Here is a 26,640-nt window from a genome sequence, read left to right as displayed (position 1 = left end):
CCGGTCGTTCGGGTGCAGTCAAGGTGAAGGTGAGATCTCTGCGTGCCACCGGGTAGGCGTGGTGTATGAACCAACGCAATCCCGACACGTCGCCCCTGGGCGGGCAGCATGCAGTACTCGACACCGCTTCGGCCTGTTGGCTGAAGGCCCTGGACCGGCTCGAGCGCACAGGAGTGGCCGATCCGGCCATCAGGGCGCTCCAGCGCGGAATCCGTTCCCTCCCCCTGGGCGGCATGCGCGATCTCCTGCGCGGCCGACCGCTGGGCCATCCCCTGCACCCCGTGCTCGTCCAAGTACCCATCGGGTGCTGGCTGTCAGCCTCGGTGCTCGACGTCGTACCCGGTGCACATCGCGCGGCGACGACCCTCACCGCCGTCGGACTGGCCGGCGTCGCCCCGGCAGCGATCACGGGCTGGGTCGACTGGGCCGATCTGCCGCCCGCGCAAGCCCGGGTCGGCCTGGCCCACGCGGTCACCAACGTCGCCGCGGTGGCGTGCTACACCGCATCCCTGACAGCACGGCTCCGCGGCCGATCGGCGAAGGGCCGTATGTGGTCACTGGCCGGACTGGCCGCCGTAGCCGTCACCGGCGCGCTGGGCGGACACATCGCCTACCGACAAGCCGTCGGAGCGCACGCCGCACCATGAGGGACCCTGCGCTCCGCGGTGTCAGGAGCTCGCTGCCGAGGCGTGCGGGCTGTCGGCGAGTTCCCGTAGGAAAGCAGCACAGAACGCGTCCAGGTCGGCCGGCTTGCGGCTCGTGACCAGCGTCGCAGGTGCCGTGTGGCAGACCTGTACCTCCTCGTCCACCCAGGTGCCGCCCGCGTTGCGGATGTCGGTCGCCAGGCTCGGCCATGAGGTCAGCGTCCGACCCCGTACGACGTCCGCCTCCACCAGGGTCCAGGGCGCGTGACAGATCGCAGCGACCGGCTTGGCGTCCTCGAAGAAGCTCCGTACGAAACCGACCGCCCGCCTGTTCATGCGCAGGGCGTCTGGGTTGGCGACTCCGCCGGGGAGGACGAGCGCGTCGAAGGCGTCGGAGGTGTCACCGGCGAGCACGTGGTCGACGGCGTAGGTGCCCGCCCTGTCCAAGTGTCTGAACGCCTGCACCCGTCCGAGCTCGGTCGAGACCAACTGCGGGATCCATCCGTTCTCCTGGACGGCTTTCCAGGGTGCGGTGAGTTCGATCTCCTCCACGCCCTCGAGTGCGGTCAGAAATGCGATACGCACGGTGCTCACTCACTTCCTGTGTTCGTACGGGCGTTCACGCTTGGGACTGGAACGGCCGCCACTCAGCGGGATGGACAGGTCCTGCCGCGGTACGGCGGGGTCCGTGCCGGCGAGGGCCGACGAGATGCACTGGCGGGACGCGGCCGCGAGGTAGGCGGCAGCGGCGTCGTCGGTGTGCAGGGCCTGGAAGCGCAGTCCGGTCAGGTCGGGGACGGCGGCGATGAGGTTCTTGCGCACGAGGCGGCCGGGATGAACTCCTGTTCCTGAGCCGTCCCCGCGGTTCGGGGCGACTGCGTCGGGGTAGCGCGAGGCACTAGCTCAAGGGGCGTGCCATGACGCCGGGGACTGAAGACTGGCCGCCTCCAGTGGCCAAGACCCGGACCTCGGACTCGCTACTGATCTCGGCTTGGATGATGCCTGTCGCGTCCTCGTAGACGGGGTGGCCCCCCGGTCCCGTCCGGTTGATGCGGGTCACCTCCACGAGGTCTGCCCCGTCCGCTCCGCCGGGGAAGGCCAATTCGTACTTCTCTCGTTGTTCCCCTCTCGGTTCGACAGGGTGCACGGCGACCCGGGACGCGGCGTCGAGGCCGGAGTCGCTTGCGCGGTTTCCCCCTGATGCGTTGGCTTCGCGAACGCGTTCGGGGTCGCTGGGGAGCGCCGTCGAACCCGTGCCCACCCGGGAAGGGGCTCCTGGAAGCCGCCCGTGATCGTCAGCAGTTCCGCCCTCGTGCTGCAGCCGTACAGGAGCCGACGGGGCGGGATCGGGAAGCGTGCCTTCGGCCATCGTGCTCATCGCCTGTCCTGTCTGTGCGAGCGTCGCCGCTCGCTTCATGGGATGAAGAGGACATGAGCGCTGGGGAACGGCGGCGTACACTCGGCCCGGTCCTTCGGGATAGCTCTCGCAGTCACGCGCCTGCCCGCATGCGGTTCGCTCAACCCCGTGGGCACGTGCCCGGGTGGCAGGAAAGCTCAGCTCTTAGCGCTGGGGACGGCGAGCGGCTCGCCCGGCGCCTTCCTCTTCGCCTCTTCCATCTGTTCGCCGAGTTCGGTGAGACGGTTGCGGCCCATGGCCTTGCGTACGTCCGGGAACCAGTCCTTCTCCTCTTCCTCGACGTGATGGCGGACGTTCTCGATCAGGACGGTCATCTTGGCGTCGAAACGCTCGTCGGCCGCGTCCAGGTCCTTGAGCTCGGAGAGCATCCACAGCACGACGTGGTGCTCCTCGATGCTTTCGAGGACGTGATCCTTCGTGTCGGGCGCTGCCTCCCGGGCGGCCGGGTAGAAGATCTTCTCCTCGATCCAGGTGTGCGTGGTGAGCTCCTCGATCACCTTGTCGGCGATCTTCCGCTTCTCCGCGTGCGCGTTGTCGCCGGCCTTCTCGAACTGCTTGAACAGCTTCTCGACCGTCTTGTGGTCTTCCTTGAGCAACACGATCCCGTCCACCGGGTCCTCCTTGCATTGGCCTGCCAGGCAGCGCGAGTGCGGCGCCCGGACCCCGTGTACCCGGTCCGGAGCACCATGGCCCGCCCCGGCCCCGGGGATGGTCCGAACGAGATGGCCGCTTACGCCCTACGCCCAACCCGCCACGGTGCGGCGTCCGCGCCCTTGCTGTGCGGCGCATGACCAAGGACCGGGAACCGTTGCACCACAGATCAACGGCGCAGGAGGGTTCTGGCGGTGAGGAGGGCGTGGTCGGTGTGCAGGTGGACGGGCAGGGCCGGCTCGTTGGATCTGATCAGACAGCGGGTCGCAGGGTGAGAGGTGACCGCGGCCATGGGGATGCTGTGCTCGGCGCAATAGCGGTGCGTGCGCAGGATGACGGAGACCGCGGCCGGTGTCCCGGCGTCTGGGTCGAGGGTGATGACGAGGGCTGCGGGGTGGTGTTCGTCGATGAGGAGGTCGATGGCCTGGGCAAGAGCTGCTCGATCTTCGGTGGCGACGGGCTCGTGGACGGTGATGATCAGGATGTTGTCATCCAGCAGGAGCCGGTTGTGCAGATCCATGAGTTCTCCCTGTCGCGGGGAGCCGACAAGGGCCGGCCGGCTCGGCGAGAAAACCCTTCTGGGGCGCGGCCGGTCACGCTTCGCGAAGCCTGGTGTTGACCGGCGACAGGCTGCCCCCATCTGGTGCTGGGCTGCAGGCTATGGCGGGGTCGGAGGTACGGCCGAGCTGTCGTTGGGCCGACGCGCTGCCGTTTGTCTGATCGTCAGCCTGTCGCGCCTGCCTTCTGCCCCGCGTGGGTGATGCTCCGCCCGTCCGGTAGGACGATTCGAGGAGTGGTGACAGTGCACGCGGTACTGAAGACGATTCGACGAATGCGGCTGGCGGGAATTGTCTCCGTGCCAGTGGCCCTCTCCTTCGCCCTGATCGCCGCGCCGGCGATCGCAGCCCGGCCACGGGCCGTCGTCAAGCCCTGACCCCGCCCGCACATCCGCGCGGCAGCCGCGCCCAGGCGAGACAGGCCTTCGCGCGGCTGCCCGGCACCACACCGGCTCGCGGGCTGCTCCCAGGACTTCCGTGGAACAGCCCCAGGGTGCCGAGTGACCGACCGCCTGAAGACTCACCACGGAGCGCCGCCCCGCCGGAGCAGCGTGGCTGCCCCGAAATGCGAGCAGGACCCGGCCGGAGTGACTACGGTCCCCGGCCAGGTCCTGCTCGCGTGGGACAACCCGTCGTCGCGGCTCTCCCACCTGAACTCTCACACGCGCAGCACCGCCACGCACACCGGCACAGGGCAGATGGACGACCCCCACCAAAGCCAGCACAGCGGCCACCGCCGCTTGAGGGTGCTGTCGGCCGGGGCGGTGCGGCGACGTGTGACGGCTGCCGCACCCGCCCCCAGCCGACAGCACCACGGGGCCGGGACCAGCAGCCTCTCCAGCCGCTCCTCCCGCGATTGGTATTGCATCGCAGCAACCCAGACGGTGTCCCAGCGACCCGCTGACACAGGGAACCCAGCCCACCCAGACAGCGGCCACGGCGGGGCCCATCCCGTCGGCCAGCCGGCGTGTTGGCACTTGGCTGCCAGCTCAACATTCCCCGCCGCATCACGCTCTGTCCCCGGCACGACGGTTTTCCAGCTCACGCCTCGCTCACCACACCGCGAGTCGTGGCACATGACCCAACGCCGCCGCTGGGCACCGCCCCGCGCACCTCATGGGGTGGGCCGAAGATGTCTCTAGCCGCGATACTCCCCCGCGGCGGGTTCCCTCGGCCCGGGTGGTCACGGCGCTGAGCGGCACCATGTACTTCTGCGTGGTCGCCGGCGACGCCCAGGAGCCGCAGGGCCTGGTCTGGGAGCCCGCAGGGCTCCAGCGTGCCCTGATCTGTCGCGCCCGTCGCCTGCCCGCCGACGCCAGCGGGCAAGCACAGGAGTCAGTCGCCTATGGATGCGGTCAGCCCTCGGTCGCTTCTGCGGCACGCCGGTACTCAGCATTGATCCGCTGAGCTTCCTCGAGCTGGTCTTCCAGGATCACGATCCGGCATGCGGATTCGATCGGGGTGCCCTGGTCCACGAGCTCCCGCGCGCGGGCGGCGACACGCAGCTGGTAGCGGGAGTAGCGGCGGTGGCCGCCGGCAGATCGGAGCGGGGTGATGAGGCGGGCTTCGCCGATGGCGCGGAGGAAGCCCTGGGTGGTGCCGAGCATCTCGGCGGCCCGGCCCATGGTGTAGGCGGGGTAGTCGTCGTCGTCCAGGTGGCCGCCGAGGGGGCCGGTCGGATTTTCTGCTGTCATTTGCACCTCTCTGTGAAAAACGCGTCGAGGGGCCCTGGCGCCTATAAGCGCCAGGGCCCCGAAGGAACTGCTACACCATCTGCCGGCCCTGATCGTGCGCCGGCCTTCTGTGTCCGCGTGCCCGACCACAATGCTGTCGGGGCTGCGGGGATCGCGGTTGCTTGACCGGAGACCACCTCACTATCGATGTCCTGCGGTACCCGGACTCAACTGTCCATCCGGGCGATCCTGATGGCGCTCGGCTCCTCCGTTCTTCCCTCTGGGATCTGCTGGGCACTGCTCTCACTGCGGTACTGCACCTACCGGTACTGCTGGTGACACGGGTCCTGCTGATGATGCGAACTGCTCTGCGGCCTGCTGTAGCGCCGCTCTCCGGCAGCCAGCCCCGTCGCCCATCGTGCGTCTGCTCTGGCTTGGAACCCCACTGCCGGACCTCCCGGTGCGCGCGCCCGCAGCCGACGCCTTCACCGAGGTACCGCACTCACTGAACTTCACTGCTGGGTACTGCCACTGCGGTACTGCTCGCGGCGGCCCCTGATCACTGCGGGCCACCCGGTCCGGCCGTCAGTCCCGTCGCCGTCCTGCACAAGCTGTGGCTTCGACACTCCACGACCGCACCGCACTGCGTACTGCAACTACCTGTGTTGCTGCCCGGCAGTTCATCTCTGCCAGGCCCTTCGCTCTCTCTGGGCTACGAGAGAAACCATAACCAGACCACAGCCCAATGTCTACTCCAGCCAGCATAGATTTTCGCGACCGCCTCTATGAGGAATCCGACTGCCCCACGAGGAGGAAATCGACACTGACGGGATCCAGCGCCCTCTACGCTGAGCGCATGGAAGACGCGCAGAACCGCATTCCGCCCGTCGAGGTGGAGAAGGATGAACAGCAGGTGATCGTGCATGTTGGCGGCGAGATGGACATCGACCAGGCCCCGCTCCTCCACGAGGCCCTGCGGACCCTGATCACCCAGCCCGACTGCCCCGGCGAGGTCGTCATCGACCTCACCGAGCTCGCCTTCTGCGACTCCTCCGGTCTCAACGCCCTCCTCCAAGCGCGTCTAACCGCTGAAGAACACGGTCGGCGCATCACCCTCCACGCCCCCAACCGGCAAATCCGCAAGCTCCTCCAGCTCACCGGCACCGACACCCTGTTCACCATCACCGGCACCTGACACGCCTCACCCGGGGCCGCAATAGCCAGCGTGCGCGGCCACACCCTCGTGCGGGCTAGACGGGTCACGTAGCGCGATTCCCCCGGCCGGCCCACACGATAGGGCGACTCGGCCCCGGCCGTGGCACGGTGGCAGAGCGACGAGAGGTCCACACATGCGGGGCCCGGCCGGCGAACGCACCCCGGCCGGGCCCCGCCACGTACCCCACCCGCCGACCCGATCTGTCCGCGTAATCAAAGGTCCGGTCGGGTGGCTGGCAGGCCCCCGGCCGTGTTCTCCCCGCACCCGGCCGGCGCCGCGCGCGCACGCCCCGGATCCATCCCCTCAACGACTTTCCGCCTGGAGAGACCATGCTCGAACGCAAGCAGATCAAGGGCCGCACCCAGGTCACCTTCGTCCTGCCGGCCGAGACCCCCGACGGAATGGTGAGCGTGGTCGGGGACTTCAACCACTGGAATCCCGCCGCCCACCCCCTAGAGGCCCGCGGCGACGGCACCCGCGCCGCGAAGGTGTCCCTTCCCGCCCACAGCTCGCACTCCTTCCGCTACCTGGCCGCCGGCGACTACTGGTTCGACGACGACACCGCCGACCACCACGACGGCACCAACAACCGCATCCACACATGACCTGACAGTCGGACGGGGCCGGACGTGCGAGCGGGCGGGCGGCTGCCGGTCCTTCGCCGCCCGTACGCCGCCTCTGCCCCTGTCACCGCGGCGGCCGCATGGTCCGCCCGCTCCTGCGCGGCGGCTGTCCCGCCTCCAGGCGCTCCGCCTCTGCCCCGGCCTCGCGCAACTCGGTACGGGCCTCGGCCATGCGCTCGCGATGGGCCCGTGCTGCAGCAGCTCCCGCGTCAGGGCACTGTCCCCGCTCCGGGGACGGCACGGGCTGCGTCCGGGGCGCGGCGGCCGGCTGTTCCCGCCGCGGTGGGGCCGCGCCCGGCAGCGGTTCAAGGCCGGTGAACCCGGACGTCGCTTCCGGGGGCTTTGCCAGTCGGCCCGCCTGCCACCGCTCGGCGACCTCCGCATCGGCCAACACCGTGTGGAGGATCTGCTCGACCTCGTGCAGTACCTGCTCGCTCACCTGATTTCGGACTCGGCGGCCAGGGTGCGCGCCGTGCGGGCGAGCTTGCCGATCACTACGTGCTGATCGTGCGACAGCCTCCGCAGCCGGCCGGCGTCCAGCGTCCGGTGCGCCGCACGGAGCTCCTCGCCGAGCTGGACCAGGCCGTGCGCCTCCTCAGGCCTTTGGCGGGCCAGGAGGCCGGCTGACCTTCGACCGGAACACCTCCTGAATACCGCGACGCGGATCGCGACGTACACGGCGCGGACCCTGAGGTCGGCGCCGCCGTCCTTGCGAAGCAGAAGACCAGCGTCATCCGGGTTCCATGAGGCTCGCGCAACCCCGGCGCCGCCGAATTTCACGGCGCTGAGAAGGGGGCCTGTCCGGCAGCTGGCCCGGTCGAAGGCCAGCACCGCGTTCGGGCAGCCGGCCGCGTACCGCAGCGGCGCCTCACGCTCGGCCTGGCAGGACTGGGTCAGCCCTGCGCCTTCGCCCTCGCCGCGTAGACGGGCACGTACTCCTGGCCGGAGACTTCTGCTATAGCCTGCACGATCAGGTCAGAGACAGCCCTTCGGGCGCCAGGGTCAGCGGCGGAGTCCCCGTACAAGGAGAGGTCGACGGGCTTTCCGAAGGTGACCTCGACCTTGGCCGGACGCGGAAGCACCCGCCCGGGCGGCAGGACGCGATCGGTGCCGCTCATGGCCACCGGCACCACGGGCGCGCCGGACTTGAGAGCCAGCCATGCCACGCCCGTCTTGGCCCGGTAGAGCCGGCCGTCCGGGGAGCGTGTGCCCTCGGGGTAGATACAGAAGACGCCGCCGTCCTTCACCACCCGAAGACACGCGTCAAGCGAGGCTACCGCCGCCCGTTGGTTCTCGCGGTCAACTGGAACCTGCCCACTGCCCCGCATGAAGGACGAGACGATCCGCGCCGGCCAGGAACCTCCCTCAAAATACTCCGCCTTCGCCATGAAGGTCACCTGCCGGTCCAGCACCAGCGGCAGGAAGGTGGAGTCCACGAGGGACAGGTGGTTGGACGCGAGAATGACGCCGTTCGACTGCGGCACATTCTCCAGGCCCACGGCTTCGAGCCGCACCGCGGTACGCAGCATCGGTCCGGTCAGCCGCTTCAAGTGCGCATACATCAATTCGTTCCTCTATCGGATCTGTGCCGGGCTCGCGGCGAGCGAACGCCGCGGGCTGGGCTGCGCCACTGGCGGAATGGTGCCGTCCAGTGCGACGATCACCGCCCCGGCCACGCTGACGAGCAGCGGGACCGGGCGCCGCAGCCGCCCGGTCATGAGGCCATCGGCCCGAGATGGGCGTCCAGCGCAGCTTCGATCAACCGGTCGTGACTGTCGGAGCCCTCGCCGCCGAGGGCGAGTTGCAGGCTGCCCCAGGACCTCAATTGGGCGATGCCGTGCAGGTTCGCCCACAGGGCAGCCGCGGTGACTGCCGCCGAAGGCTCCAGCGTCTGTGCCCGGCACCGAGCGACGAGCTCGGTGAGGCGCTGGAACATCGGGAGCGTCGCCTCCCTCAGACGAGGCCCGTCCGGAGTTCCACTCTGCTCGCCGCTGTCGAGCAGGTCGTGACGGAACATCAACTCGAACATGCCGCGCCGTTCCAGTGCGTAGGCGACGTACACCCGCGCCAGCGCCGCCAACTCATCCCGCGGCACGGCAGTCCCTGCCGTGGCTGCGGCGGACCGCGCGCCCAGCTCCTCGAAGCCTCTGCGCGCGATGGCCGACAACAGCGCCCGGTGTGTCGGGAAGTAGCGCCGCGGCGCACCGTGCGACACGCCTGCCCGGCGGGCGATCTCCCGAAGACCGACCGAAGCGGTGCCCTCGGACAGCACCAGCTCTACGCCGGCATCGACCAGTCGTTCCCGCAGGGGCCCTTCAACATCCATAGACAGTGTCTACCAGATATCCGTAGACAGCGTCTACCGGAGTTCCGCGCTTCTTCGGTCCGGCGCTGGGCCCAGCGCCCGCCTCGCGGGCGGCGTGGCGCCGGACCGGTACACGGCGCCCTGGGAACCGTCACTGGCCAGGTGGCTGATCACCAGAGGCTTCACCCCCGACCCGGGCGCCACACCCCGGACAGCCGACGAACCGCCCGCCCAGGTGGCCGGGCTGCGTCCGGACCCCCTAGGCAGCGTCTTGTCGATCACTTGTCGAGCCAGATGAGGGTGCTGGCGAGGGTGATCGCGGCCTGGTAGCGGGCGGGGTGTTTGTCGTAGCGGGTGGCGATGCCGCGCCATTGCTTGAGACGGTGGAAGCAGCGTTCGACGACGTTGCGGCGCCGGTAGACGGCCTTGTCGAAGTGGCAGGGTCGTTCCCGGCGCCGGACTCGGCCCGCGAGTTGGTCGACACGCTCGGGAATTGTGGCTTTGATGCCGCGCTTTCGGAGGTAGGCGCGGAAGGTCCGGGACGAGTAGCCCTTGTCTGCGATGACCCGCTCGGGCCGCACCCTGGGTCGTCCCGGCCCGCCACCCGCTACCCGGATGAGGTCGATGAGGGTCTCGGCCTGGGTGCAGTCGTTGCGGGTGCCGGCGGTCAGAACGAAGGCCAGTGGCCGGCCTCGTCCGTCGCAGGCGAGGTGAATCTTGCTGGTCAGCCCGCCGTGGGAGCGTCCGAGGGCCCGTTGTTCGAGCCCCCTTTGGCGGCTGCGTGCCGGTGAGCACGCATGATTGTGGAATCGATCGCGACCAGCCAGTCCACCTCACCCCTGGTCTGGGCGGCGGCCAGGAGCCGGTCGAAGGTGCCGTCGGCCGCCCAACGGGCGAAGCGTCCGTGGACGGTCTGCCACGGTCCGAACCGCTCGGGCAGGTCCCGCCAGGGCACGCCGGGGCGGAACTTAAACACGATGCCTTCCAGCACCTGACGGTGATCACGCCACCGTCCACGGGCCCGGCCCACCGGCGGCAACAACGGCGCGATCACCACCCACGCGGCATCAGATAACTCTGCTTCCCTCACGACCGGACCAACGATCCGATGATCGGAAAGACACCCCCTAGGACCTGTGCGCGCCGGCTGATCAGCGCAGGCAATCCAGCTCCGCGCAGGGCGTGGAATAGGACCGTGCCCATTCGTTCCCGTCGACGTTGACGTTGCGATCGTCCGGCCGGGCAGCCCCGACGCCCGACCTGTCGACCGTGCGGATCAGGTTCTTCACAGTTCTGGGCTTCTTACGGCTGAGGTCCTTGACGGTGCGCGGCGTGTCGGTGTCCGTGGTGAGGCCTGCGGCTGTCGTGGCGGGAGCGGCGACAGCAGTGGACGAGAGCGAGACGCCTCCGCCTGCCAGGAGGGTGGCGATCAGGAGCGGGACGACACGTCGGGTCCGGATGGCAATCATGGGGAGAGACTCCTCAGGTCATGGAATGCGGTGGGGCGGTCGCCCGTCCGCCGTTCTTCGGCGTCAACCGTCACTCCATTGCGCCCCAGGCCGGGCCTGCCGTCACGGTACGGAAAGTCGGGGCTTGACACCGCTCAGCCCCACCCGCGGCAGACCTTCCGCGACACCCTTCAGTCGAAGTCGTACACCGTGACTGACGGGTATACCTTGCGCGAACAGCCGTCACGGATCATGCAACGCCGCTCGCCGGGTAGCCGCGCCTTCCCTTCACCCTGCCCCGGAAGCACACCGGGCGCACAAATGGGCCCGGGTCGTCCGCAGAGCCGGGGTGATCATGGAGTGTGCGGGTAGTCGCATGGGGTAATCACCGGTGGGGTCGAAGAGGAATATCTGCTGGTGGACCTGCCGGGAGAACACTCCCAGCGGCTGCTCGCAGAGCTCCATCTGCACGTTGTCGGACTTGCCCGTGGGCCGACGCTCGGCCTTCACCGTCAGCATGTTCCGCTCGACGTCGATGTCGATCGCGCCCGGGTTCACGCCCGGGAGGTCGAAGGCGATCACGTATTCGTCGCCCTGGCGGTAGGCGTCCATCGGCATCACGGACGGCTTCGACCATGTCCCCGACGTGCCGGACAGCTGCTGGACGACACGGTCGATCTCGCGGAACGGGTCAGTGCGCATCAACATCGCGAAACACCTCCAGTTGGTTCAGGCAGAAACTGCCAATGCGCTTCAACGTGCCCCCGTTGTAACATGTCATCGAAACGATGACAAGCAGGATGTCACCTGGAGGGTGACAAGATCGGAGAGCGCGTCATGGACGAGGCACTAACGGCACCACCGAAGCCGTCCTTCCTCACCGCCACCGCGGCTCTGAAGACCATCGGGGAGGCTCTCCAAAGCGCCCAGCAGCCGGGCCCCGAAGCACCGGCCCCCGAGGCCGACCCGGATCCGGCTACCAGTACAAGTGCGGGTGCGGGTGCTGAATCGGCCCTGGCCACGCTTCTGCTGCTGCGGAAGATCCGCGAAGAGCTCGCGGGGTGGGAGAGCGGACTGATCGAGACCGCCCGTGCGCGGGGCGCGAGCTGGGCAGACCTGGCAGGCCCCCTCGGCGTGGCCAGCCGGCAGGCCGCCGAGCGCCGCTACCTGAGACTGCGTCCCGGCGCCGCCGGAAGCACCGGCGACCAGCGCGTCCAGGCCACCCGCGACACACGCGCCGCCGACCGCACCGTGACCGCCTGGGCCCGCGACAACGCGGCCGACCTGCGCCGCCTGGCCGGCCAGATCACTTCCCTCACCGACCTGCCCGCCGGAGCGGACGGCGCCGTCGGGGACCTGAACCTGGCCCTCGGCCACGATGACGCCGCCCGCCTGGTCCGCCCGCTGGCCGACTCACGGACCCACCTGCGGCCCGAGGACGCCGAGCTCGCCGACCGCATCGACGCCATGACCCGCCACACCGACCAGCTCCGCCAGGACACCCACGACCAACGCAACACCTGACCCGACCGCACCGCAGGCCGGGCTGGAACGGAATCCACACCCAGAGAGCCGAGGAGTGATTCACCATGACCGAACACCTTTCCGGCAGGACCGGCGGCGACGCCGTGGCCGTGGAAGTCCTGGACCACACCATCGCGGTCAGGCCCACCGGGGAAATCGACGTCGACACCGCCCCCTCCCTCGAGCAGGCTCTCAAGCACGCCCTCGTGCACGCATCACCGGCCAAGGACGTCGTGGTCGACTGCAGCGGCCTCACCTGCTGCGACTCCTCCGGACTCAACACCCTCCTCGCCATACGGCGCGCGGCTCAGGAATCCGACACCGTCATCCGCCTGGCCTCCCCCGCCCCCCAACTCCACCGCCTCCTGGAAATGACCGGCACCCTCGCCCTGTTCCCCATCGACCAGGACCCACCGGCCGCCGCCTGACTCCTCCGCCGGCAACCGGCCTGCCGAGGAACCGCCCGAGACCGCCGAACCCACACACAGGCGCCCGCACGGCACAAGCTCCGCCGTCACGATTGATCGGCTGGTTTACTCGGCGCGCGGGAGATCCGAGGCCGTCCCCCTCGCGGGCGGGGACGGTCGGCCGATACGGCCGGCCCCCGCGAATGAGCGAGACCCTGCGCAACCCCGCAAGGCCCGCCCCGCCCAAGCCCCCCCTTCAAGGACCAGGCCAAGGATTGCGGGCATTCCACGGCCAGCGCGCGTACGCCCGCACCGCACCGGCTCGCACCGCACCGCACCGCACCGCACCGGCTCGCACCGCACCGCACCGCACCGCACCGCACCGCACCGCACCGCACCGGCTCGACGATCGCATGTGCAGCCGGTCAGCCGGCGACGCCCATCCGACTTTGACGCCTCCTCAGAACTTATGGACAGGACGGCGTTTGACGGGCCACGGCCGGGACAGACGCGTGGATACCGGAAGCGGACACCCCACAGGCAGGACGCCTTCCGGAGCGGGCCCCGCCGCATGCCGCCCTTCCCCCCGGCGTCGTGCGGTCGGCCCGTCCGCACGACGGGCTGCCGCCCGGATCCGTACGGCACCCGGACACCCCATGGCCTCGGCCCCCTCCCGGGCCGGGACCCGGGGTTGTCCGGCAAGCCCCCGGCGCCGACGCTCAGACCGCCGCTTCCGCGCAAACGGTCCCGACGGCAGCAGCCCTGCGCCGGAGCCGGGGTGGTCAGCCCGACCTGCGTGGTCAGGATGCCGGTCAGGCCGTGCTTCGGGTCGGCTCAGGCAGAGGTGCCGGTTCCGCCGTCCCAGCCGAACTGGCCCAGGGGCGCTTAGTCGGCCCGGTAGGTGCGCACCTCCCCGCCCGATCCGTCTTCCGCCGTCGGTCAAACCGTATTCAGGAGCGCTGCCACTGGCGATGATGGTTCCTTGAGCGGGCAACAGGGGGAGAAAGATGGATAGTTCGGAGCTGGCGGCAGCGGCCGTCACGAGCCTGCTGGCGGCTCTGGCCGGGGCGTCGGCGACGGCGGTCGTCGACCGTGGGGGTACGGCGCTGGCCGCGCTGGTCCGCGGCGGGCTGGAACGGAGCCAGCGGGGGCAGGCAGCGCTGGCCACGCTCGAAGCCGACCCCGGCGACACCGGCGCACGAACCGAGGCCGAGGAGGCCCTGGCCGAGGAGATCACCACCGACCCGGACCTGCGCAGCCGGCTCACCATGCTCCTGGACACCTCTATCAGGTCCTACCGTGACTCAGTGGTGATCACGGGCAGCCGGGTCTCGCGTAGTCCCATCTCACTGGGTCCCCTCACCATCAACAACACCGCAGGAGGCCGGGCTCTGGCGGGCGTCGCCATCGTGCTGGCCGTCGCGGTGCTGGCGCTGGCCGTCTACGGCACGCGTCAACTGGTGGTCACGGACGACGGCGCTTCTCGAAGCGCGCCCCCGGCGCAGACGCCCACGTCGGGCGGCCCCGACCAGAGCCCCCAGGGCACAGGCGGCAAGCAGGATGGACACATGCTCACGGACGCGGAGGCCGAACTGGCAATGCCTCGGCCCGAGGACGTGCCCAAGAACTGGACACTGTTCTCCCGCAGCGAAGCCCGGTACCAGCCAGACGGCTGCAGCGCCAAGACCGTCCTGTACGAAGTGGACGGAGGGGTAGAGGGCAAGCAGTACAAACTCGCACGGTTCCTCGTCAACACCTGCCCGTCGGAAGCGGCGGCCAGCGCCGCACTTCCTCTGCTGCCCATTCTTAAGGAGCAGCCTGGTCCCTTCGACAGGCCGGACGGCACACCCACAGATCTGGGGCTCCCGAAGCTCGGCGACGAAAGTACCGCCCGCGCCTACGACAAAGACTCCTCAAGGACCATCGTCATTGCGATCCGCCAGGGCAACGCCATCGTGCAGCTCACCTATGAGTTCCTGAGCGATTCCGAGACCGACCAAAACGAGGCACTCACGAGAGCCCGCATGGCCCACGACCGGCTGAAATCCGTGCAAGCCGGGACCCTGAGGCCCTAGCAGGGCGGCCCCTGGCCACCAGAAGGGCGCGACAGGGGCCCCGCTCCCAGTTCCGGCCGGCCGCAGTGGACGGTGCACTGGTGGCGTAGAGGGGCTGGCGGCAGGAACGGCTCCAGTAGAAGGGCCTCCCGCTCACACTGTCTCCTGACGAGAACCCCGTACGGGACGGATGCGAGCGAAGGGCAGAGGCCGGTGACACCGGTGGGCGGCCCAGTAGCCGACCTGCTCGGCTGTGACCTCCAGCCGGCGAGCCGCCCGCACCGCCGCGACCGGGGAGGAGGACTTGGTCAGCTTGTCGATCTCCTCCCCCAGGTGCTCCAGCAGCGTGGTGATTGTGTCCGGCAAGGGGGCGGCCGTTGCCTCTACCTGGTCGGTATGGCCGTCCCAGGCCTTGAGGCAGGCCTCCGCCTGGTCCTCCCCGCCGTCGTCCAGGTCCTGCTCGCCCATCGCCTCCCAGTCCAGCCGGTGCTCCGCGCCGGCCCAGCCACAGGAGCACACCGCGCGCAGTACGGCCGCCGCGCGGCGCGTGGGGCCAGCGGCCGTCGTAGGCGGCCCGCCCACCCGGGCCGGAGCCGCTGTCGAAGTACACCGGAGCGGGGACGGTGCCGTCGGCCAGGAGCACCCCGACCGCACCGGCATGAGAGGAGCCGAACTCCTCCGTCATCCAGGTCTCGTGCCTGCCCTCACCCATGGCACTTCCTCCCGGTAACCCGTCCCACGATGCCGGCTCCCACCAGCCGGCGGACGCTGGCCTACGACGATGCCGCGCCCGTCCAGCCACCGGGCCCGAATCCACGAACAGGTCACGCACCCAGGCAGGATGTGGCTCAGCGGCCCCCCACCAAGAGCGCGTCGACCCGGCCGCGGCAGTGGACAGGTGCGGGGTCATCGGCCCCCTCGTGGTCCGCGGGCAGGCGCTCGCGGCGGCCGGCCGGCCGCGGGGAACGTCGACCGACACCAATGACTCGATCGTCCCGGCCGTACCGGCGCAGCCGCTCACGGCAGGTCTTCCACGGCCCATACCCCCCGGCAACTCCCGCCACGGCGCACCCGTGCGTACCTTCCGCAAGGGCCCGGCGATGGCCTGGCGATGATCCCGACGCCAGCCACGATGCCCGTTGGGGCGCGGCAACAGCGGCATGATCCGCGCCCAGGCCGTATCGGTCGATTCACCACGACGAATCATCCGGCCATCATCGAACCCCGACCTGCCCCCATGTCCTCAAAGGGCGTTCGGACCAGCCAGGGTCAGCCACGCGACGCGGCCTGTCCGATACCGCCGCCTGATCATTTTCAGGCAGGTCGACTGACGTCCAGCCGTTCGGACGACGGCTCGTATCCAGCTGCCCTGTAGGCGGCGACGGCGGCAGCGTTCGAGGTCGGGGTGCAGACGAGTGCGCTTGACGAACCCAGTTCACGCAGCACCGCCGCAGCGGCAACGCTGATCGCCGTCCCGTAGCCGCGTCCGCGACGGTCGGCGTGCACGCCCACCGGCTCCAGCAGGCCGGGCTTGCCGGGCCCGGCTGACCAGACCGTCGCCGCAGCCACCGCGTTGTCCTGGTCGTCGTAGCCGATCAGGCAGCGGGCGTCGGCATAGACCGGCCCGGCTGCGAGGACGTGCCACTTCTCCTCGGTGAACGCCGGGCTGTTGAACGCGGAGCGATGCACTGCGGTCCGCACCCCCGCCGTCTCCGGACCGGCTACCTCGATCCGCAGGCCGGAGTCCTTCACCGGCTCGGCGAGGTCGTGGCGCAGCGGCGTCCACGGCTCGTCCAGAATCCAGCCCGCCTCCAAGAGGACCTCGCGGAGCAGGGCGCCGTTGGGGATCTCGAGGCCGACCTTCCCGGGCGGCAGGACCCCGCGCTCCGGATCATCGAGGTCCGCCAGCAGTTGGCGCGCCAGATCGCCGTCCTGTCGCAGATCCGGTGCGGTCGTCAGGCGCAGCAGATCAGGGTCGTCCAGGTATCCGACGGCAATGATCCGTCCGTCCACGCTCCAGGTGCGGACGGCCGCGGCCAGCCTCTCCGCGCCCAGCGCCCAGGCCCAGCCGAGGTCTCCCGGATGGAGTTGCAGCGGCGTGCGGTCGTCCTGCCAAACGCGGAGGGCATCCACGACCCCGGGCAGCCCATCGACGTCGGGCTTGTTCAGAACGAGCGTCATATCCCGCATCTCACACCATCGCGGCGACCGGCCGCACCTGGATTTACTCTGTCAATCAGATCGACAGGACACGCCCTAGCCAGCAGGGGTCATGGGTGGGGGACTTCGGCGGCGCCACCGGCCCTGACGGCATCGACGACGCGTTCGTGGAACGCTGCAAGACCGCCGGGTGGGAGCGGGGCCGGGCTGCCGGTGAGGGTGTAGGACTCCTCCGCGCCCGTGTACTGAATCCGGACCTCGACGGTGCCGTCCGGACCGGCCGCGGTGGTCACGCTGACGTCGCCGGTGATGACCCCGACCTCGTCCGTCATCGCTCCGCCCGGCCCCGCCTTCACGTGAGAGGTCAGCGGAACCGCCCCTGCCTCCCTACCGCCCTGGCCGGGGCCATCACTCTGCTGGTGGGTGGTCATGAGGGGCACGTCTCCAACATCCCGGTCAGCTTCGCCTTCTCCGCTTCGGTCACCGTCAGCTGGTAGGTGGCCTTCACGTTCGTCCACGCCGTCGCGTACGTACACCAATACGCCTTCTCCGGCGGCTGCCACTCATCGGGACCCTGGTCTCCCTTGGACCGGTTCGTCGCCGCCGACACCACCAAGAGCTGGGGACGAGTCAGGTCGTTCGCGAACTCCTTACGCCGCTCCGCCGTCGACACTCCAGCGCCCGAGCGCCAGGCGTTGGCGAGCGGCACCATGTGGTCGATGCCCGGCTTCCCCGCGTCGGTGACGGTGGTCCCGTCGCAGACGGAGACCCAAGTCCCCGAGACCGCCTTGCACTCGGCATCGCGCTTCACCTCCTTCCCCGAGCGCTCCAGCACCACCTCCCGGTATCGCAGACGTCGCCCTGCCCGATCCAGTGCGAGAACTTGGTCCTGCTGGACCCCGTCATCGCCCGCTGACCTGCAACCTTCAACCCGGCGAGTTGACCGCGGGCCACCGCCGTCGTCGACAAGCCCGGAGGCCGGCACTCCCGGCGCACCCTGCCCACCGCCCTTGCCCTCAGCGGACAGGGACGGCTTCGCGTCGCTGCCTGCCGCCACCCCCGGATTGCAGCCTGCGAGTGCGCCGACGAACAGAACGGCCGTCACCAGACGGACACCCACCCGCATCTGACGATGCATAAACACCCCAAAACCTCTTGAAAAGCACCTCCGTGACCCTACCCACCGCGCCTACCCCGCCAAGACCACCCCGGCACGCACCGAACGAAGTCCCTTACACCCGCCGCCTGGACGCCGCCGGCATGCCGCGGGCTGGCTCGGCGGCTCCGCCGCGCTCAGCCTTCGACTCGTTTCGCCTCAAATCCTGTTTCTCAACCGGCCCAGAGGCTGGTGCTGTCTTCCTGGACGACATCAACACGAAGCCTCAATTGACCGGTTCCATGCCGTTTGCCGGTAGTTTCACGTCCATCCTGAACAGAAGCGGAGAGGCCGGTGAAGACGAATGCCGCAACCATCTGGTTCACGCCCACCTTCCGTACGCTCACAGCCCTCCTGGGCGCTGGGTCTTTCGGCTTGGGGGCATTTGCGGTCTTCGCTACCCAGAACGGGACTGGTTCGGCAGCGCTGATCGTATTCGGGGGCGTCATGCTTCTCCTCGCTCTCCTGGGCAGCCGCATCGAGAGCCTTGAGTTCGGAGGGGCCACGCTCCGGCTTCGGGCCGCTGCAGCGGAGAGGTTCGCCTTGGCGGAGGAGTCCGAGCGGCAGGGAGACATGGCAACGGCTAGCGAGCTGCGTGCAGAGGCGAGCGCCTTGCTGAACGCTGCGAAGCCCATCGCCGACGACTACAGCTCCGTACGGGGTTCGATGCGCGCAGGCATGCCACGCACCCAGGCCATGGAAGCGGTGCTTGCCCGTGCGCGCCGCTTGGCACAGGAGCAGTCCTTCGAGAGGGCCGAGGTCGTCCGCTGGTTGAGCGAGGGTACGGACGAGGAGCGCATCACAGCCTTGGCAATGATGCAGGCCAGCCCCGGACTGTGGGACTTCGAAGCCACCCTTGCCGTCATCGCGCACTCGCACACCGCCTTCGAGCAGTACCACGCCATGCGCCTCGCGTTGCAAATGATCGATGCGCTCGACGCGGAGCAGGCCAGGACGCTGGCTGAGACAGTAAAGGCGCAGAAGGGTTTTCGCTTCCGAGCGGACTCGGATCGCTGGCTGCTTGGCCAGGAGATCCTCCGGAAAGTGCGCAGCCGCTCGCAGGAGCAGTGACAATCCAGTTTTCCCCGTGCCCGTGTGGCGGATAGGCACGGCACGGCATCAAGGCCACAAGCCCGTCTGACGACATGGAGTGCGGGCGCGTTCGTTGGACGGTTACGGAAACGGTGCGACGAACGGCGACCCTGAGGTGTGCGGGGTGGCAGCCATCCTGCGACCTGGCCTCCAGGGGTTGAAATACAAGCTCTCAGCTTGTTCTTTATCTTTTGGCGCTCCTGAAGTTGTGCGGGCAGAGTGGGCGGCATGACAGACAGTTCCAGCCCTGTTCCTGCGGACGTAGACGATCGCCAGGCGGTAGAGCACATCCTCGGTCGTCCCTTGAGCCAGGCATGGCCGACGGGTGCACTGGCCCCGGGCAGCCGGGTCACGGTCCTTCGCGACCCGGACTGGGACGGCCCCTGGCAGGTCGAGTTTGCTGGAACGATCGATGCCATGGGCGCACCCGAACCCAACGAACATGCCCAGTCGCTCAGGGGCGAGCTGCGGTACTGGGTGATCTTTGACGCGCCGCAATACGACTGCGATGGGGCCGGTCCCTATCGCAAGGCCCAGATCTGGGGTCGGTACCTCAGGGCCGAGCCAAAGCCCGAAGCGTAGGGATCCCGCCCTTCGTGTCCCGCCCGAATCGTCCGTCGAACTGGGTCGCTCACCTGGCCATTCGCCGGACGTGAGGGCGGCCTTCGTCTGATCATGTGCTCCGACCAAGGATGCGCGTGACCACGACGAAGGCCGTGAGGGTGAGTCTGCTGCCTGATGCTGTCCCGAGGGAAGCGTTCGCGGAAGCGTCACGCTTCCGGGGCGAGTTCTACCAGTGTCTGACCGCCCGGCGCGACGAGTTGTTCGAGCTGGTGCACGCGGTGCTGTGTGCGGACGGTGCGGTGAAGTCCCCGGTGGACCTGACGCTGCTGCCCGAGCATCGTCGTGGGCACGGAGCGATGCACGGACGCTGCTGGCCGGGCTGCCGTTGCCGCGTTTCGACGGTGGACGCCTAATCTTGGCGGTCGATGTGTCACCGTGGCTCCGCTCGGACGCGCCGTGCTCAGCCGACCGGCTGTTCTGCCACGTCTACGGCCGCGCGAAAACCGCCTCCCAGTTCATCCCCGGCTGGCCTTACTCCTTTGGCCGTGCTGGAGCCGGGTGCCACGTCCTGGATCGCGATCCTGGACGCGGTCCGGCTCGGCCCTGTCGACGACGCGACCGCGCAGACCAGCTCCGAGGAGTCGTTGAACGAATCATCGCCGCGGGGCAGCGGCAGGCCGGCGACCCGGCCATCGTGATCGTCAGCGACGCCGGCTACGACGTCACCCGCCTGGCCTGGGTCCTGCGCGACCTGCCCGTCGAGCTGGCCGGCCGGGTCCGATCCGACCGCGTCATGCGGCTGCCGAAACCACCGAGGATGCACGGCGTCAATGGCCGGCCGCCCAAGCACGGTCCGGAGTTCCGCTTCGCCAAGCCGGAGACCTGGCCCGAGCCCGCGATCACCACGGTCACGGACACGACCAACTACGGAAAGGCCGAGACCCAGGCTTGGGACCGGGTCCACCCCCGGCTCACCCACCGTTCCTCCTGGCTCGACCACGACGGTGAACTACCCCTCGTCGAGGGAACGCTGATGCGGTTGACGGTCGAGCACCTGTCGAAGGACCGGGATGCCCCGCCGGTGTGGTTGTGGTCCTCCAAAACCGGCGCCACCCCCGACGACGTGGATCGTTTCTGGCAGGCATTCCTGCGCCGCTTCGACCTGGAACACACCTTTCCGCTTCGCGAAGCAGACCCTCGGCTGGACCACCCCGAAACTCCGCACTCCCGAGGCCGCGGATCGCTGGACCTGGATTCTGATCGCCGCTCACACCCATCTCCGCCTCGCCCGGCCTCTGGCCGCGGATCTCCGACGGCCCTGGGAGAAACCCACTACCCCGGACCGGCTCACCCCAGCACGCGTCCGCCGGGGGTTCAGGAACATCCGCGCTCACCTCGCCTGCCCGACCCGTGTTCCCAAACCCCGAGGCGCCGGCCCCGGCCGGCCACCCGGCGCCAAGAACAAACACCGGGCAGCCCGCTACGACGTCGGCAAAACCGTCAAACGCCCCGAGACCCTCAAGGCCATCGGCAAGCATGGAAAATCTTGGTAGATAAAGAACAAGCTCAGGGGTTCGTGAGCTTCTCGACCTTCCGGGCCGCGGCCTTCGCGCGCGTGCGCGCCTTCGCAGCTACGCGTTCGGCTTCCCCCTGGCGGGCGAGGGCATCCATCCTCGCTGCACGTGCCGTCTCCAGTTGCTGCGCCACGGCCCGTACGGCTTCCTCAGCCGCTTCGACCGCCGCGCGTGCACGCTCCGCCACCTCGAGCGCGGCCGCCTGGCCGGCCTCCAGGCGCACCTCCTGCGCCCGGGCCTTACTCAACTCCGCCTCAGCCGCTTCCACACGCTCTCGGCGAGCCAGCGCAGCCGCCGCATCCGTAGCCGCCCCCTCCCCCGGTACCGGTACCGGGGGAGCCCGGTGGCCCTTCGGTGATCCGGCGGGTGCCGGCTGGATCGATCGTGGCGGGGCGGCGCCCGGCTGTGGTTCAAGACCGGCGAACCCCGACACCGGGTCCGGGGTCGTCGCCAGACTGCCCGCCTCCCACTGCGCGGCGACGTCCGCGTCGGAGAGGACGGTGTGGAGGATCTGCTCGACCTCCCGCTGCACCGGCTCGCTCACCGCCTGCCCCGCCCCAGCGGCCAGGGCGCGCGCCGTGCGCGCAAGCTCGCCGATCACCACATGCTGATCATGCGACAGCTTCCGCAGCTGCCCAGCGTCGAGCGACCGGTGGGCGGTGCGGAGCGCCTCGCCGAGCTGGACCAAGCCATGCGCCTCCTCGGGCCGGTGACGGGCCAGAAGGCCGGCTGTCCACGCCGCGACCGTCGGCCTGCGCAACGCGGCGATCGCCTTGGCGAGGTTCTTGTCGCCCGCCTTGCGGGCCTTCGCCACCTGCGCGTCCCGGGCCGCGGTGAACTCCGACGGCAAAAGCCCGTACAACTCCGCTGCCACCGACTCCACGTCCATGACCGAAGTCTCCCGCCCACCCCGCAAGCTCTCCGACACCTTGCGCGACACCGCGCGTCGGCCGGCAGTTCCATCCGGCGGCACCTCCCCGAGGGGACCGGGCGGAGCAAGGGAGGTCATCCTGCGCGGTCGAAGCGGGAGGCCGTCCGGCCCACTCCGGGCGTGATGCGTGGAGGTGCGGTCAAGGCATCGCCCGTACACGTCCGACAAGGAGGCCGCCGTTGTCACGACCACGAGCGAATCAAGCCCCCTGACCACGCAAAGCCGCAGGAGCCCGCGCAGCCGACTGCGATGGGCGCCCCTGCCGGCGGTGGCGGCTGTCCTGGCCTGCGTCATGCCGGCGACGGCCACCAACGGAACGGTGTGGACGACCCTGGCCCCGCTGCCTGCGGACCGGGACTTCCTGGGGGCGGCGAGCGCTCCCTGCCCGCCGGGCCAGACCGGCACCTGCGTCTACGCCATGGGCGGCCGTGACGCCTTCGGCAACGCCACGACCCCCAGCACGGTCTCGGGCCGGGCGGAGTCGTACAACCGGCTCACCAATGCCTGGTCGACTGTCCGTCCGATGCCCACACCCCGGTGGGGCTTCGGGACGGCGAGCGCTCCCTGCCCGCCGGGCCAGACCGGCACCTGCGTGTACACCATCGGCGGATTCACTGCCTTCGCCCTCACTGGTCCGGACGCACCCGTCGCCACGGTGGAGTCGTACAACCCCGTAACCAACGCCTGGAGCACGGTCACCTCGCTTCCCGCGCCGCGGGGGGCGCTCGCGGCGGCGGCCGCGCCCTGCCCGCCGGGCCAGACCGGCACATGCGTCTACGCCGTGGCCGGCCTCGACGGCACCGGCACCGCCCTGGGCCAGGTCCATTCGTACAACCCGGTCACCAATGCCTGGAGCCAGCCGACTGCGCTGCCCACGCCCCGACACGGCCTCGCCGCCGCGGCCGCGACGTGCCCGCCGGGCCAGACCGGCACCTGCGTGTACGCGATGGGCGGCGTCGACGGCACCGGCACCGTCCAGGCCGGCGTCCGCTCCTACAACCCGGCCACCAACGCGTGGAGCCCCGTGGAGCCACTGCCCACCGGCCGCTACCTCCTCGCGGCCGCGGCCGCGACGTGCCCGCCGGGCCAGACCGGTACCTGCGTCTACACGGTCGGCGGCCGTGGCGGAGCCGGCTTCAATGCCCTGGGCACCGTGGAGTCGTACAACGCCGCCTCCAACGCCTGGACGACGCTGCCCACGCTTCCGACGGCGCGGTCGCACCTGGCGGCCGCGGTCATGCAGTGTCCGCCCGGGCAGGGCGCCATGTGCGTGTACGCCACAGGCGGCAGCTCGCCCACCGGCCTCCACAGCGCGGTCGACGCCCTCGACCCGCCCCTGGACGCGGCCGACCGGTAGAACCCTGGGCCGGACCCCATGCCACGCAAGGCGGCACTGATCGAGTGGATCAAGAACGGGACCTTCAACGGCGCGGCGAACGGACGGCTTTCCGTGGAGCCGAGTGGCGTGGCGAGCTCCGGCACGGAGAGCTGCTCACGCCCTCCAGATGAGTACCGCTCAAGAATCTATGAGGGGCTCCCCCATCGCGGGAGCCCCTCACTCATGTGCGCGACGTGCTCCCTGGTGTCCGAGCCGGGATTACATGGCCGGTCAGGGGGCCTAGCCGAGGGCGGTGGCCTCAGGTCCTGGTCGCGGAGCGGGGTGAAGTCGGCGTCGAGCTTCGGGTCGTGAGGACGACCGCCCGTCGGACTCTGGGTATCCGCTTCACGGCGGCCAGGTCAGCGGGAGAGCGGTATCAGCACGAGCAGCGGCACGAACAGGGTCCACTGGGGCAGGGTGAACACCGCGCCCCCGAAGGCTGCCAGATCGACGGCGTAGAAGACGCAGGTGAAGACTGCGGCGATGAACCAGACGAAGGCCAGGACCGGCCGTGCAACCGTCCGCTCAGCGTGTGCGGCCCAGGTCAGGGCGACCGCGAGGGCCGCGAGCAACAGTGAGCACACGTGCCACAGCACGCGGAAGAGCTGGACGACGGGGGATCGAGGTCGGCGCTGAGCAGCGGATCGACGAACTCCGGGGTAGCGAGCAGATGAAGCCCGGTGATTCCCGTGGCGAGAGCGGAACTGCCCACCTGATCACCGGCGGAGCACACGCACATCCGATGGACTGGCCAACCCTTCAAAGAGACACGCTCTAGTCCTGCGCAGGGAAGACGCCCCAGCAGGTCAAGGGAGCTGTTCCTTCTTGTCAAGTCACTGCTTTTAGTGACATGCAGCGGATCTCGCCCCCACGCCTACTTGAGGTGTGTCCTCGCCGAGACGCGGCGAGGTCAGTCAGCCGCATCCTCCCGTCGGATGCACACCGCAAGGAGCAGATATGTCCCATGCCCCTCACTCCCCGACCACCGGACAGCAGATCGCACGCCTCGGCTTTTGTATCGCCGCGGTGGTCTTCGGCGCCGGCGCCTTCGCGCTGCCGGCATCCGCCGCGATCGCACCCCCTGCCTGGTCCCCGGCTACAAACATCAGCATCGACGATCCCAACAGCGAACCGGGCACAGGCCTGTGTAAATCCGGCTACGTCTACCGCGACGCCTGGGAGGGCGACGGCCTCTGCGTCACACCGCAACAGCGGGATTCGGCACACGCCCTGAACCCCAACCGTCAACCGGGCAGCAACCAGTGCGCACCTGGCTACGTCTACCGCGACGCCTGGGAAGGCGACGGCCTCTGCGTGACACCGGACCAGCGGGCTGCGGCGCACGCCGACAACCCCAACCGTCAACCGGGCAGCAACCAGTGCGCACCTGGCTACGTCTACCGCGACGCCTGGGAAGGTGACGGCAAGTGCGTCACACCGCAGGTGCGGGACAAAGTGCAGGGCACCGTCCCCCTCAGCATCATCGGGGGCTGACACGCATATGCGCGGTGGAAACGCCTGAGGCGGTTCCACCGCGCCCTGGCAGCCACGTCCACCGGCCGGTGTCCAGCGCGGCTGATGGACGTGAAGGCCGAGGCCGCCGAACTCACTACCCTCCAGACTCATCGCAAGGTCACCCCGCACCGAGGATCGGCGGGCGCAAGACGTACTTGTTGATGTTCATCAACAAGCACAGCCGAGCGATCGTGGGCCTCCGGTTCGGGTTCGCGAGGACATCGTCCGCCTGGCCGCCGCCTTGCGGTCGGTGCTCTCTGCGCGCGGGGTCCCGGAGCCGATCTACGTCGACAAGGGGTCGGCGTTCGTGGACACGTGGCTGCTGCGGGCGTGCGCGTCAAGGGCTTCCTACACCGCTCGGCTTTTCAAGCGGCAAGCGGCAAGCGTGCATGCCGAGTTCGAGCCGAGGGCTTCGACCGCAACATCCCCGACCCCGCCGAGCACCACCGTGCTCTACTCGATCTCGCCGAGCAGCTCGGCGGCCGGTTCCGCGACGAGCAGCAAATCGCAGGGCAACTCGCGCTGACCATCCGGTACGCCGGCCGCTCCACCAGCTCGCGCCTACGTCAGCGGCAAAATGATCAGCCAAGCCCGGTTTCTCAGACTCGAGCGCGGCGTCGGACCCCGGTCCGCCTCCTCGTGCTCGACCAGCCGACCCAGCCCTACCACCCCTCCGGCATGGCCAAAGCACGAGAACGACTGGAAGACCTCACCCTCGACGAACGGCACGCGACGACCGTCCCTCCGAATGCTGACTCCAAGCGCTTCCCGCATCATGAGTGCTGTGTATGACACACGCAGGGCTTCGATCGCTCTGTCGATCGTCGTGCCGATCTTCAACGAGGAGGAGAGCCTGCCTGTCCTGGCGGAGCGGCTCCGTCCGGTTTTGGACGTGTACGGCGAACCGTACGAGGTTCTTGCCGTCGATGACGGTTCGACCGACCGGACGCCCTATCTCCTGGAAGATCTGCGCGTTGTCTGGCCCCAACTGCGCATCGTGACCCTCCGGCGAAACAGCGGCCACCAAGCCGCGCTCGCCGCGGGACTCCACCGCGCCCGCGGCGCCTACACGGTCAGCATCGACGCAGACCTCCAAGACCCCCCGGAGGTCATCCCGGACATGCTCACCCTGGCCCGGACGGATGGCTTGGACATCGTCTACGGCGTCCGTACCGACCGTTCCACGGACACCGGGTTCAAGCGCCGAACAGCCGCCGCCTACTACTGGCTCATGCGCCGCATGGTCGGCTCCTTTGTCCCCGCCCAGGCCGGCGACTTCCGTCTGCTGTCCCGCCCCGTCGTGGATGCCCTCAAATCCTTCCCTGACCAGCGGCAGATCTACCGCCTACTCATCCCTTCGCTCGGCTTCCCCGGCGGCCAGATCACCTATCGGCGCGAAGAGCGAGTGGCGGGCACCACCAAGTACCCCCTGCATAAAATGATCCTTTTGGCTTTGGACAGCATCACCAGCTTCTCGGTGGTCCCTCTGCGACTGGCCACGACCATGGGCGCCCTCAGCCTTGTCGTCTGCCTCGCGTTCCTCACGTGGACTCTCGTCGTCTACGTCACGGGAAACACGCTGCCCGGCTGGACTTCCCTGATCGTCACGCTCCTGTTCTTTGGTGCTGTTCAGCTCTTCTGTCTGGGAATGCTCGGGGAGTACGTGGCCCGCATTTACAATGCCGTCCAAGCCCGGCCCACATACCTAGTCGCCCGTGACACGGAAGAAGAGCAGCAGTAGTGGGCGCAGG

General features: G+C 69.2%; 31 protein-coding genes and 3 pseudogenes. 14 read left to right on the top strand and 20 right to left on the bottom strand.

Features of this window, described 5'->3' with window-relative positions; translation table 11 throughout:
- The first annotated feature begins 65 nt into the window (after positions 1 to 65).
- On the top strand, positions 66 to 647 hold the full coding sequence (locus tag ACFRU2_RS04800; protein ID WP_382967565.1) for a DUF2231 domain-containing protein: 582 nt from the start codon (positions 66 to 68) through the stop codon (positions 645 to 647).
- A gap of 21 nt (positions 648 to 668) precedes the next feature.
- Here the strand turns inward: ACFRU2_RS04800 and ACFRU2_RS04795 are convergent, their stop codons facing one another.
- The 6 genes from ACFRU2_RS04795 to ACFRU2_RS04770 all read right to left on the bottom strand — a co-directional run bounded on the left by ACFRU2_RS04795 (position 669) and on the right by ACFRU2_RS04770 (position 4,963).
- Complete coding sequence (locus tag ACFRU2_RS04795) at positions 669 to 1,229, bottom strand: type 1 glutamine amidotransferase domain-containing protein (protein ID WP_382967563.1); 561 nt, start codon at positions 1,227 to 1,229, stop codon at positions 669 to 671.
- 9 nt (positions 1,230 to 1,238) lie between these two features.
- A complete protein-coding gene (locus ACFRU2_RS04790) occupies positions 1,239 to 1,466 on the bottom strand; it encodes a hypothetical protein (protein WP_382967561.1) in 228 nt (75 codons plus the stop codon).
- 76 nt (positions 1,467 to 1,542) lie between these two features.
- Positions 1,543 to 2,013 carry a DUF6296 family protein gene (locus ACFRU2_RS04785; RefSeq protein WP_382967842.1) on the bottom strand — a complete coding sequence of 157 codons (471 nt, stop codon included), beginning with the start codon at positions 2,011 to 2,013 and terminating at the stop codon, positions 1,543 to 1,545.
- A 185-nt stretch (positions 2,014 to 2,198) separates the two neighbouring features.
- Complete coding sequence (locus ACFRU2_RS04780; protein WP_382967559.1) at positions 2,199 to 2,672, bottom strand: hemerythrin domain-containing protein; 474 nt, start codon at positions 2,670 to 2,672, stop codon at positions 2,199 to 2,201.
- Between the two features lie 209 nt (positions 2,673 to 2,881).
- Positions 2,882 to 3,232: a hypothetical protein gene (locus ACFRU2_RS04775; protein WP_382967558.1), complete on the bottom strand. Its 351-nt coding sequence runs from the start codon at positions 3,230 to 3,232 to the stop codon at positions 2,882 to 2,884.
- Between the two features lie 1,392 nt (positions 3,233 to 4,624).
- Complete coding sequence (locus tag ACFRU2_RS04770; protein ID WP_382967556.1) at positions 4,625 to 4,963, bottom strand: MerR family transcriptional regulator; 339 nt, start codon at positions 4,961 to 4,963, stop codon at positions 4,625 to 4,627.
- Between the two features lie 835 nt (positions 4,964 to 5,798).
- On the opposite strand from ACFRU2_RS04770, the gene ACFRU2_RS04765 reads away from it, so the two are divergent.
- Together ACFRU2_RS04765 and ACFRU2_RS04760 are read left to right on the top strand one after the other, a co-directional pair.
- Positions 5,799 to 6,137, top strand: coding sequence for an STAS domain-containing protein (locus tag ACFRU2_RS04765; RefSeq protein ID WP_382967554.1), 339 nt, complete (start codon positions 5,799 to 5,801; stop codon positions 6,135 to 6,137).
- Positions 6,138 to 6,487: 350 nt separating this feature from the next.
- Positions 6,488 to 6,763 carry an isoamylase early set domain-containing protein gene (locus ACFRU2_RS04760; RefSeq protein WP_382967552.1) on the top strand — a complete coding sequence of 92 codons (276 nt, stop codon included), beginning with the start codon at positions 6,488 to 6,490 and terminating at the stop codon, positions 6,761 to 6,763.
- A gap of 82 nt (positions 6,764 to 6,845) precedes the next feature.
- Here ACFRU2_RS04760 and ACFRU2_RS04755 read toward each other — a convergent pair whose 3' ends face one another.
- The 7 genes and pseudogenes from ACFRU2_RS04755 to ACFRU2_RS04725 form a co-directional block, all read right to left on the bottom strand.
- Positions 6,846 to 7,220, bottom strand: coding sequence for a hypothetical protein (locus ACFRU2_RS04755; protein WP_382967550.1), 375 nt, complete (start codon positions 7,218 to 7,220; stop codon positions 6,846 to 6,848).
- The gene (locus ACFRU2_RS04750; RefSeq protein WP_382967549.1) at positions 7,217 to 7,459 is read right to left on the bottom strand and encodes a hypothetical protein; all 243 of its coding nucleotides are present in this window, start codon (positions 7,457 to 7,459) and stop codon (positions 7,217 to 7,219) included. The genes ACFRU2_RS04755 and ACFRU2_RS04750 overlap by 4 nt, the downstream gene beginning before the upstream one ends.
- A 215-nt stretch (positions 7,460 to 7,674) precedes the next feature.
- The gene (locus tag ACFRU2_RS04745; protein ID WP_382967547.1) at positions 7,675 to 8,331 is read right to left on the bottom strand and encodes a lysophospholipid acyltransferase family protein; all 657 of its coding nucleotides are present in this window, start codon (positions 8,329 to 8,331) and stop codon (positions 7,675 to 7,677) included.
- A 164-nt stretch (positions 8,332 to 8,495) separates the two neighbouring features.
- Positions 8,496 to 9,107 (bottom strand): TetR/AcrR family transcriptional regulator, encoded by a 612-nt coding sequence (locus ACFRU2_RS04740; protein WP_382967545.1) that lies wholly within the window; start codon positions 9,105 to 9,107, stop codon positions 8,496 to 8,498.
- 257 nt (positions 9,108 to 9,364) lie between these two features.
- Positions 9,365 to 10,116, bottom strand: a pseudogene (locus tag ACFRU2_RS04735) (IS5 family transposase).
- Positions 10,117 to 10,237: 121 nt separating this feature from the next.
- Complete coding sequence (locus tag ACFRU2_RS04730) at positions 10,238 to 10,555, bottom strand: hypothetical protein (protein WP_382967543.1); 318 nt, start codon at positions 10,553 to 10,555, stop codon at positions 10,238 to 10,240.
- A gap of 267 nt (positions 10,556 to 10,822) precedes the next feature.
- On the bottom strand, positions 10,823 to 11,242 hold the full coding sequence (locus ACFRU2_RS04725; RefSeq protein WP_382967541.1) for an Hsp20/alpha crystallin family protein: 420 nt from the start codon (positions 11,240 to 11,242) through the stop codon (positions 10,823 to 10,825).
- A gap of 129 nt (positions 11,243 to 11,371) precedes the next feature.
- Between ACFRU2_RS04725 and ACFRU2_RS04720 the strand changes: the two genes are divergently transcribed.
- From ACFRU2_RS04720 to ACFRU2_RS04710, 3 genes are all read left to right on the top strand, one after another.
- On the top strand, positions 11,372 to 12,058 hold the full coding sequence (locus ACFRU2_RS04720; RefSeq protein ID WP_382967539.1) for an HSP18 transcriptional regulator: 687 nt from the start codon (positions 11,372 to 11,374) through the stop codon (positions 12,056 to 12,058).
- A 65-nt stretch (positions 12,059 to 12,123) separates the two neighbouring features.
- Positions 12,124 to 12,486, top strand: coding sequence for an STAS domain-containing protein (locus ACFRU2_RS04715; protein ID WP_382967537.1), 363 nt, complete (start codon positions 12,124 to 12,126; stop codon positions 12,484 to 12,486).
- Between the two features lie 986 nt (positions 12,487 to 13,472).
- Positions 13,473 to 14,540 carry a hypothetical protein gene (locus tag ACFRU2_RS04710; RefSeq protein ID WP_382967536.1) on the top strand — a complete coding sequence of 356 codons (1,068 nt, stop codon included), beginning with the start codon at positions 13,473 to 13,475 and terminating at the stop codon, positions 14,538 to 14,540.
- Positions 14,541 to 14,672: 132 nt separating this feature from the next.
- Here ACFRU2_RS04710 and ACFRU2_RS04705 read toward each other — a convergent pair whose 3' ends face one another.
- The 5 genes and pseudogenes from ACFRU2_RS04705 to ACFRU2_RS04685 all read right to left on the bottom strand — a co-directional run bounded on the left by ACFRU2_RS04705 (position 14,673) and on the right by ACFRU2_RS04685 (position 17,490).
- On the bottom strand, positions 14,673 to 15,038 hold the full coding sequence (locus ACFRU2_RS04705) for a hypothetical protein (protein WP_382967534.1): 366 nt from the start codon (positions 15,036 to 15,038) through the stop codon (positions 14,673 to 14,675).
- Positions 15,039 to 15,561: 523 nt separating this feature from the next.
- Positions 15,562 to 15,726 (bottom strand): annotated as a pseudogene (locus ACFRU2_RS04700) (transposase); the annotation flags it as partial.
- A 107-nt stretch (positions 15,727 to 15,833) separates the two neighbouring features.
- Positions 15,834 to 16,700, bottom strand: a complete 867-nt coding sequence (locus tag ACFRU2_RS04695; RefSeq protein ID WP_382967532.1) for a GNAT family N-acetyltransferase — start codon at positions 16,698 to 16,700, stop codon at positions 15,834 to 15,836.
- An 89-nt stretch (positions 16,701 to 16,789) separates the two neighbouring features.
- Positions 16,790 to 17,011, bottom strand: coding sequence for a hypothetical protein (locus ACFRU2_RS04690; protein ID WP_382967530.1), 222 nt, complete (start codon positions 17,009 to 17,011; stop codon positions 16,790 to 16,792).
- Positions 17,012 to 17,106: 95 nt separating this feature from the next.
- On the bottom strand, positions 17,107 to 17,490 hold the full coding sequence (locus tag ACFRU2_RS04685; RefSeq protein WP_382967528.1) for an HNH endonuclease family protein: 384 nt from the start codon (positions 17,488 to 17,490) through the stop codon (positions 17,107 to 17,109).
- A 639-nt stretch (positions 17,491 to 18,129) separates the two neighbouring features.
- Between ACFRU2_RS04685 and ACFRU2_RS04680 the strand changes: the two genes are divergently transcribed.
- The 4 genes and pseudogenes from ACFRU2_RS04680 to ACFRU2_RS04665 all read left to right on the top strand — a co-directional run.
- Complete coding sequence (locus ACFRU2_RS04680; protein WP_382967526.1) at positions 18,130 to 18,906, top strand: hypothetical protein; 777 nt, start codon at positions 18,130 to 18,132, stop codon at positions 18,904 to 18,906.
- Between the two features lie 249 nt (positions 18,907 to 19,155).
- Positions 19,156 to 19,509, top strand: a complete 354-nt coding sequence (locus ACFRU2_RS04675) for a ferrous iron transport protein A (RefSeq protein WP_382967525.1) — start codon at positions 19,156 to 19,158, stop codon at positions 19,507 to 19,509.
- Between the two features lie 116 nt (positions 19,510 to 19,625).
- Positions 19,626 to 19,904, top strand: a complete 279-nt coding sequence (locus tag ACFRU2_RS04670) for a hypothetical protein (protein WP_382967523.1) — start codon at positions 19,626 to 19,628, stop codon at positions 19,902 to 19,904.
- Positions 19,877 to 20,398, top strand: a pseudogene (locus ACFRU2_RS04665) (transposase); the annotation flags it as partial. The gene ACFRU2_RS04670 and the pseudogene ACFRU2_RS04665, both read left to right, overlap by 28 nt.
- A gap of 659 nt (positions 20,399 to 21,057) precedes the next feature.
- Here the strand turns inward: ACFRU2_RS04665 and ACFRU2_RS04660 are convergent.
- Positions 21,058 to 21,954 carry a hypothetical protein gene (locus tag ACFRU2_RS04660; RefSeq protein WP_382967858.1) on the bottom strand — a complete coding sequence of 299 codons (897 nt, stop codon included), beginning with the start codon at positions 21,952 to 21,954 and terminating at the stop codon, positions 21,058 to 21,060.
- Between the two features lie 310 nt (positions 21,955 to 22,264).
- Between ACFRU2_RS04660 and ACFRU2_RS04655 the strand changes: the two genes are divergently transcribed.
- Complete coding sequence (locus tag ACFRU2_RS04655; RefSeq protein WP_382967521.1) at positions 22,265 to 23,353, top strand: Kelch repeat-containing protein; 1,089 nt, start codon at positions 22,265 to 22,267, stop codon at positions 23,351 to 23,353.
- A gap of 380 nt (positions 23,354 to 23,733) precedes the next feature.
- Here the strand turns inward: ACFRU2_RS04655 and ACFRU2_RS04650 are convergent, their stop codons facing one another.
- On the bottom strand, positions 23,734 to 23,970 hold the full coding sequence (locus tag ACFRU2_RS04650) for a hypothetical protein (RefSeq protein WP_382967519.1): 237 nt from the start codon (positions 23,968 to 23,970) through the stop codon (positions 23,734 to 23,736).
- 361 nt (positions 23,971 to 24,331) lie between these two features.
- Between ACFRU2_RS04650 and ACFRU2_RS04645 the strand changes: the two genes are divergently transcribed.
- The 3 genes from ACFRU2_RS04645 (at position 24,332) to ACFRU2_RS04635 (ending at position 26,630) form a co-directional block, all read left to right on the top strand.
- Entirely contained in the window at positions 24,332 to 24,868 is a 537-nt protein-coding gene (locus ACFRU2_RS04645; protein ID WP_382967517.1) for a hypothetical protein, read from the top strand.
- A gap of 336 nt (positions 24,869 to 25,204) precedes the next feature.
- Positions 25,205 to 25,681 (top strand): hypothetical protein, encoded by a 477-nt coding sequence (locus tag ACFRU2_RS04640; RefSeq protein ID WP_382967515.1) that lies wholly within the window; start codon positions 25,205 to 25,207, stop codon positions 25,679 to 25,681.
- Complete coding sequence (locus ACFRU2_RS04635) at positions 25,665 to 26,630, top strand: glycosyltransferase family 2 protein (protein WP_382967513.1); 966 nt, start codon at positions 25,665 to 25,667, stop codon at positions 26,628 to 26,630. Before ACFRU2_RS04640 ends, ACFRU2_RS04635 begins: the two co-directional genes overlap by 17 nt.
- Positions 26,631 to 26,640: the final 10 nt, after the last annotated feature.

Source organism: Streptomyces sp. NPDC056883 (assembly GCF_042788835.1).
GTDB lineage: Bacteria > Actinomycetota > Actinomycetes > Streptomycetales > Streptomycetaceae > Streptomyces > Streptomyces stoeckheimensis.
The sequence above is the reverse complement of the archived record's forward strand: the minus strand, read 5'-3'. Positions and strand labels throughout refer to the sequence as shown.